Raw genomic sequence first — 7,178 nt, 5'->3', positions numbered from 1 at the left:
GGTCACCGTCGAAGTCGGCGTTGAACGCCGCGCAGACGAGCGGGTGCAGCTGGATCGCCTTGCCTTCGATCAGGACCGGCTCGAACGCCTGGATGCCCAGACGGTGAAGCGTCGGCGCGCGGTTCAGCATGACCGGGTGCTCGCGAATGACTTCGTCGAGGATGTCCCAGACTTCCTTGCGTTCCTTCTCGACCCACTTCTTGGCCTGCTTCAGGGTCATGGAAAGACCCTTGGCGTCCAGACGGGCGTAGATGAACGGCTTGAACAGCTCGAGCGCCATCTTCTTCGGCAGGCCGCACTGGTGCAGCTTGAGTTCCGGACCGGTCACGATGACCGAACGGCCCGAATAGTCGACGCGCTTACCGAGAAGGTTCTGACGGAAGCGGCCCTGCTTGCCCTTGAGCATGTCGGACAGCGACTTCAGCGGACGCTTGTTGGCGCCGGTGATGACGCGGCCGCGGCGGCCGTTGTCGAACAGGGCGTCGACGGCTTCCTGGAGCATGCGCTTTTCGTTGCGGACGATGATGTCCGGCGCACGCAGCTCGATCAGGCGCTTCAGGCGGTTGTTACGGTTGATGACGCGGCGATAGAGGTCGTTGAGGTCCGACGTCGCGAAGCGACCGCCGTCCAGCGGCACCAGCGGACGCAGTTCCGGCGGAATGACCGGCACGACTTCAAGGATCATCCATTCGGGGCGGTTGCCCGAATCGATGAACGATTCCACGACCTTCAGGCGCTTGATGATCTTCTTGGGCTTGAGTTCCGACTTGGTCGTCTCAAGTTCCTGGAGAAGGTCCGCACGCTCCTGCTCGAGGTCGAGGTTGATGAGCATGTGCTTCACCGCCTCGGCGCCGATGCCGGCCGAGAAGGCGTCTTCGCCGTACTCGTCCTGGGCGTCCAGCATCTCGTCTTCGGTGAGCAGCTGGTACTTCTCGAGCGGGGTCAGGCCCGGCTCGATCACGATGTAGCTTTCGAAGTAGAGGACGCGCTCAAGCTGCTTGAGCTGCATGTCGAGCAGCAGGCCGATGCGCGAAGGCAGCGACTTCAGGAACCAGATGTGCGCGACCGGAGCGGCCAGCTCGATGTGGCCCATGCGCTCGCGGCGCACCTTGGTCACGGTGACTTCGACGCCGCACTTTTCGCAGACGACGCCCTTGTACTTCATGCGCTTGTACTTGCCGCAAAGGCATTCGTAGTCCTTCACGGGACCGAAGATGCGGGCGCAGAAGAGGCCGTCACGCTCAGGCTTGAACGTACGGTAGTTGATGGTTTCCGGCTTCTTGATCTCGCCGAAGGACCAGGAGCGAATACGCTCGGGGCTGGCGAGACCGATCTGGATCTGATCGAAGGTCTCGGGCTTCGCCATCTGGTTGGTGAACTTGGACAGGTCGTTCATGGTTTTATCCCTCTAGAGGGTGAATTCTTCAGGCGGACAGGCCTTTGAGCGAAACTGGGTGGGCGAGGCGCGAGACGCCCCGCCCGATCCCGTTATTCCGCCGCCAGCGCCGTATCGTCGCCGTCCTCGTTGTCGTCGTGGCTGGTAAGCTCGACGTTGAGGCCCAGCGAGCGCATTTCCTTGACGAGCACGTTGAAGCTCTCGGGAATGCCGGCCTCGAAGGTGTCGTCGCCCTTGACGATCGCTTCGTAGACCTTGGTGCGGCCGACCACGTCGTCCGATTTCACCGTCAGCATTTCCTGGAGCGTGTAAGCCGCGCCGTAGGCCTGGAGAGCCCAGACCTCCATTTCACCGAAGCGCTGGCCGCCGAACTGCGCCTTACCGCCCAGCGGCTGCTGGGTGACGAGCGAGTACGGACCGATCGAACGGGCGTGGATCTTGTCGTCGACAAGGTGGTGCAGCTTGAGCACGTACTTGCAGCCGACGGTCACCTTGCGGTCGAAACGATCGCCGGTGCGGCCGTCGTAGAGATCGCTCTGGCCCGACTCGTCGAGACCGGCGAGCTTGAGCATGTCGGTGACATCCTTCTCGATCGCACCGTCGAACACCGGCGAACCCATCGGCACGCCCTTGCGGACGGACTGGGCGAACTCGACGATCTGCTCGTCGCTGCGCGCGTCGATCTCGGCGGTGTAGTTGTCGCCGTAGACTTCCTTGAGCAGCTCGCGGACCGCTTCCGGCGGCTGGCCGGCTTCGGGGTTCGGATTGGCTGTGCGCCAGTCGTCCAGAGCTGCGCCGATACGCGCGCCCAGGCCGCGGGCGGCCCAGCCGAGGTGCGTTTCGAAGATCTGACCGACGTTCATGCGCGAAGGCACGCCCAGCGGGTTCAGCACGAAGTCGACCGGGGTGCCGTCTTCGAGGAAGGGCATGTCTTCCAGCGGCAGGATGCGGCTGATGATACCCTTGTTACCGTGACGGCCGGCCATCTTGTCGCCCGGCTGAAGCTTGCGCTTCACGGCCACGAAGACCTTGACCATCTTGAGCACGCCGGGCGCGAGTTCGTCACCGCGTTCCAGCTTCTCCTTGCGGTCCTCGAACTTCTCCTGGATCGCCTTGACGGTGAGGTCGTACTGGGTCTTCACCGCTTCGAGCTGCGACTGCATGTGGTCGTCCGCAACCGCGAACTTCCACCACTCGTGACGCTCGACTTCGTCCAGCAGTTCCTCGGTGATGTCCACGCCCTTCTTGAGGCCCTTGGGCGCCGAAGCGGCGACCTGGCCGAGGAGCATGTCCTTCAGACGGTTGTAGGTGGCGCGGTTGAGGATGGCGCGTTCGTCCTCGCGGTCCTTGGCGAGGCGTTCGATTTCCTCGTTCTGGATCGCGCGGGTACGGTCGTCGACCTCGATACCGTGACGGTTGAACACGCGCACGTCGACGATCGTGCCCGAAACGCCCGGTGGCAGACGCAGCGAGGTGTCGCGGACGTCCGAAGCCTTTTCACCGAAGATGGCGCGGAGGAGCTTTTCTTCCGGCGTCATCGGGCTTTCGCCCTTCGGGGTGATCTTGCCGACCAGGATGTCGCCCGGGTGCACTTCGGCGCCGATGTAGACGATGCCCGCTTCGTCGAGGTTGCGCAGGGCTTCCTCGCCGACGTTCGGGATGTCGCGGGTGATGTCTTCCGGCCCCAGCTTGGTGTCGCGGGCCATGACTTCGAACTCGTCGATGTGGATCGACGTGAAGACGTCTTCCTTCACGATCCGCTCGGAGATCAGGATGGAGTCTTCGTAGTTGTAGCCGTTCCAGGGCATGAACGCGACGAGCACGTTGCGGCCCAGTGCCAGTTCACCGAACTCGGTCGAAGGACCGTCGGCGATTGTGTCGCCGGCCTGAACCACTTCGCCCACCTTCACCAGCGGACGCTGGTTGATGCAGGTCGACTGGTTCGAGCGCTCGAACTTCTGCAGGCGGTAGATGTCGACGCCCGACTTGCCGGGTTCGATATCGCCCGAGGCGCGGATGACGATACGGGTGGCATCGACCTGGTCGACGATACCGGCGCGCAGCGCCGAGATCGCGGCGCCCGAATCGCGCGCAACCGTCTCTTCCATGCCGGTGCCGACGAACGGAGCGTCCGCCTTCACGAGCGGCACGGCCTGACGCTGCATGTTCGAGCCCATGAGTGCGCGGTTGGCGTCGTCGTTTTCCAGGAACGGAATGAGCGAGGCGGCGACCGAGACGAGCTGCTTGGGCGAAACGTCCATCAGCGTGATCTGGTCGCGCGGGCTCATCACGAATTCGCCGTTCTGGCGAGCCGAGACGAGTTCCTCGACGAACGAGCCGTCGGTGTTCAGCCCGGCCGACGCCTGCGCGACGGTGTGCTTCTGCTCTTCCATGGCGGAGAGATAGACGACGTCCTTCGACACGTGACCGTCCACCACGCGGCGGTAGGGCGTCTCGATGAAGCCATACTTGTTGACGCGGGCGAAGGTCGACAGCGAGTTGATCAGACCGATGTTCGGGCCTTCCGGCGTTTCAATCGGGCAGATACGACCATAGTGGGTCGGGTGGACGTCGCGGACTTCGAAGCCGGCGCGCTCACGGGTAAGACCGCCCGGCCCAAGTGCCGAAACGCGGCGCTTGTGGGTGACTTCCGACAGCGGGTTGGTTTGGTCCATGAACTGCGAGAGCTGCGAGGAACCGAAGAACTCGCGAACGGCGGCCACGGCGGGCTTGGCGTTGATGAGGTCGTTCGGCATGACCGTCGACACGTCGACCGACGACATGCGCTCCTTCACGGCGCGCTCCATGCGGAGCAGACCGACGCGGTACTGGTTTTCGAGCAGCTCGCCCACCGAACGCACGCGGCGGTTGCCGAGGTTGTCGATGTCGTCGATTTCGCCCTTGCCGTCCTTGAGGCCGACCAGTTCCTTCACCACCGCGAGAATGTCGTCGGTGCGCAGGGTGGTGACGGTGTCCTCGACGTCGAGGCCGAGACGCATGTTCAGCTTGACGCGGCCCACGGCCGAGAGGTCGTAGCGGTCGGCGTCGAAGAACAGGCCGGCGAAGAGGGCTTCGGCGGTTTCCTTCGTCGGCGGTTCGCCCGGACGCATGACCTTGTAGATCGCTTCCAGACCCATGTCGCGATTGTCGGCCTTGTCGGCCTTCATCGTGTTGCGGATCCAGGGACCGGTGTTGATGTCGTCGATGTCGAGCAGGTCGATCTGGTCGATGCCCGCGCGGTCGAGCGCTTCGAGGTTCTCCGGCGAAACTTCGTCGCCAGCCTCGATGTAGATGCGACCGGTCGACTCGTCGATCAGGTCCTTGGACGAATAGCGGCCGAAGATTTCCTCGGTCGGGATCAGCAGTTCCTCAAGACCGTCCTTCTGCGCCTTGTTGGCGGCACGCGGGCTGATCTTCTGGCCGGCCGGGAACACGACTTCGCCCGACTTGGCGTCGACGATGTCGAAGGCGGGCTTGGCACCGCGCCAGGCTTCGGCCTGGTAGGGCAGCTGCCAGCCGCCCGAGCCGCGCTTCCAGGTCACGGTCTGGTAGAAGTAGTCGAGGATCTGCTCGGAATCGAGGCCGAGGCTGTAGAGCAGCGCGGTGACCGGCAGCTTGCGCTTGCGGTCGATACGCACGTTCACGATGTCCTTGGCGTCGAACTCGAAGTCGAGCCACGAACCGCGATACGGGATCACGCGGGCGGCGAAGAGGAACTTGCCCGAGGAGTGGGTCTTGCCGCGGTCATGGTCGAACAGGACGCCCGGCGAACGGTGCATCTGCGAGACGATCACGCGCTCGGTGCCGTTGATGAAGAAGGTGCCGTTCTCGGTCATGAGCGGCATGTCGCCCATGTAGACGTCCTGCTCCTTGATATCGAGGACCGAGCGGGTCTCGGTCTCGGCGTCCACTTCGAACACGATCAGGCGCAGCGTGACCTTCATCGGGGCCGCATAGGTGATGCCGCGCTGGCGGCACTCGGTCACGTCGTACTTCGGCTCTTCCAGCTCGTAGTGGACGAAGTCGAGTTCGCTGGTGCCCGCGAAGTCGCGGATCGGGAAGACCGAGCGCAGGGTCTTTTCCAGGCCCGAGACGTAGCCGGTCGAGGGATCGGAACGCAGGAACTGTTCGTAGCTCTCGCGCTGAACCTCGATCAGGTTCGGCATCTGGACGACTTCGTGGATGTCGCCAAAGATTTTGCGGATCCGCTTCTTGACGGAGCGGCGGTTATCGACGGGCTTGGTGGCCATGACCTGGTCTTTGCCTCTTCGCTTCAGGGGCCGATTCGAAAGAACCGACCCGAATAAATTTCGTCTTCGCGAGGACGTCTTGTCCACTTATCCGAAACACCAAAAGGCCGCATGGCACGCGCGGAAAACCTGAAGTTTTGCCGATGCGGCCAGCAGCCTTTTGCGTCAGATGAAACTCGTTCCGCTTCCTTCCCGGGCCGGTCCCCGCGCATGGATCGGCCTTGCTCGAAGCGATCGAGCGAGGGCGTCATATAGGAGTCGGGGTCGGTCGTGTCAAACGGGGCGGCCATTTTCCGGGAGTTTTGGTCGCGGCCGAGCGATCGGCGCGCTGGCTCATCGTCTTCTTGGCCGGTTGGCAGGCGGCAAAGTGCGGAAATAGGCCGGATTTTCGATAAACGACAAGTTCCATATCGTTTTTCAATATTATTGTTTGACGATAACCCGAATCGGGTTTATTGAATTTCGATATCAGGCATATCGGAGAACGAACAATGATCTTCTCGAACCCGCAAATCGCATCTCGCCCCGTCGCTGTCGTCCTGGCCATGGCTTTCGTGGCCGCGTTCTGGCTGCCGACGATTTCGACTCCCGCCGAGGCGGCCGCCACGACTATTTCGAGTCGGGCCGTTCTCGTCATCGCCGCGCCGGTCGCTCCGGCACTGATGTAATCCATAGGAAGGGGCACCGACCGATGACCAAGACCATGAACGCGCTCACACGCGACCCGCTTCTCGCCATCGCCAAGGGACTGCTGTGGTTTCTCATGGCGAGCATGGCCATCGGCGTGGCCGCATGCCTTGTCGCGATCCCGCTGCTGCTGTTCTTCCAGAACGACATTTCGGTCGAGATGGCCAAGGAAATGCCTTTGGTGCTGCCCCAGTTCTTCTGGGTGGTCAGCGGCATCCTGGTCTTCGCCGCCATCCTCTGCTGCGTGCTGTTCCGGATCTTCCAACTGCTGAAGCGCATCGTCGGCACGGTTGCCGAGGGCGATCCCTTCGTGCCCGAAAACGCCGCGCGGCTGACGCAGATGGCCTGGTTCAGCCTGGTCGTGCAGCTCCTCGGCCTGCCGCTCTCGGGGCTGGGCGCCTGGATCAACCGGATCGGCGAAGGCCATACCAAGGTGGAATCCATGGGCGGCATCTCGGGCAACGGTCTCTTGCTGATGCTGATCCTGTTCATCCTCGCCCGCGTCTTCCGCAAGGGTGCCGAGATGCGCGCCGAACTGGAAGGAACCGTGTGATGGGCGAAGACAGCAGCGAAGGAGGCAATATCGTGGTGAAGCTCGACGACCTGCTCTATGCCCGCCGCATGACGCTGACCGAACTGGCGGAGCGCATCGGCATCACCCTGGCCAACCTCTCGATCCTCAAGACCGGCAAGGCCAAGGCAATCCGCTTCTCTACCCTGGAGGCGATCTGCCGGGAGCTGGACTGCCAGCCGGGCGACCTGCTGGGATACGATCCCACCGTTTGAGGGGTTGTTTGAAAATTCGCTGAAGGCGAATTTTGGCGGCACCGGCCCACGCCCCCACC

4 protein-coding genes and 1 pseudogene are annotated in these 7,178 nt (G+C 62.9%); 2 read left to right on the top strand and 3 right to left on the bottom strand.

All coding sequences use genetic code 11. From position 1 onward, the window contains the following. The 3 genes and pseudogenes from V7066_RS28555 to V7066_RS28545 all read right to left on the bottom strand — a co-directional run. Positions 1-1,396 (bottom strand): annotated as a pseudogene (locus V7066_RS28555) (DNA-directed RNA polymerase subunit beta'); the annotation flags it as partial. A 92-nt stretch (positions 1,397-1,488) separates the two neighbouring features. Continuing rightward, the gene (gene rpoB / locus V7066_RS28550) at positions 1,489-5,646 is read right to left on the bottom strand and encodes a DNA-directed RNA polymerase subunit beta (RefSeq protein ID WP_334186304.1); all 4,158 of its coding nucleotides are present in this window, start codon (positions 5,644-5,646) and stop codon (positions 1,489-1,491) included. Between the two features lie 247 nt (positions 5,647-5,893). Next, positions 5,894-6,319, bottom strand: coding sequence for a hypothetical protein (locus tag V7066_RS28545; RefSeq protein ID WP_334186303.1), 426 nt, complete (start codon positions 6,317-6,319; stop codon positions 5,894-5,896). 18 nt (positions 6,320-6,337) lie between these two features. On the opposite strand from V7066_RS28545, the gene V7066_RS28540 reads away from it, so the two are divergent. After that, on the top strand, positions 6,338-6,886 hold the full coding sequence (locus V7066_RS28540; protein WP_334186302.1) for a DUF2975 domain-containing protein: 549 nt from the start codon (positions 6,338-6,340) through the stop codon (positions 6,884-6,886). After that, entirely contained in the window at positions 6,886-7,119 is a 234-nt protein-coding gene (locus V7066_RS28535; RefSeq protein ID WP_334186301.1) for a helix-turn-helix domain-containing protein, read from the top strand. The genes V7066_RS28540 and V7066_RS28535 overlap by 1 nt, the downstream gene beginning before the upstream one ends. Positions 7,120-7,178: the final 59 nt, after the last annotated feature.

Origin of the sequence: Novosphingobium sp. (assembly GCF_036820275.1) — a bacterium.
Taxonomy (GTDB): domain Bacteria; phylum Pseudomonadota; class Alphaproteobacteria; order Sphingomonadales; family Sphingomonadaceae; genus Novosphingobium.
The sequence above is the reverse complement of the archived record's forward strand: the minus strand, read 5'-3'. Positions and strand labels throughout refer to the sequence as shown.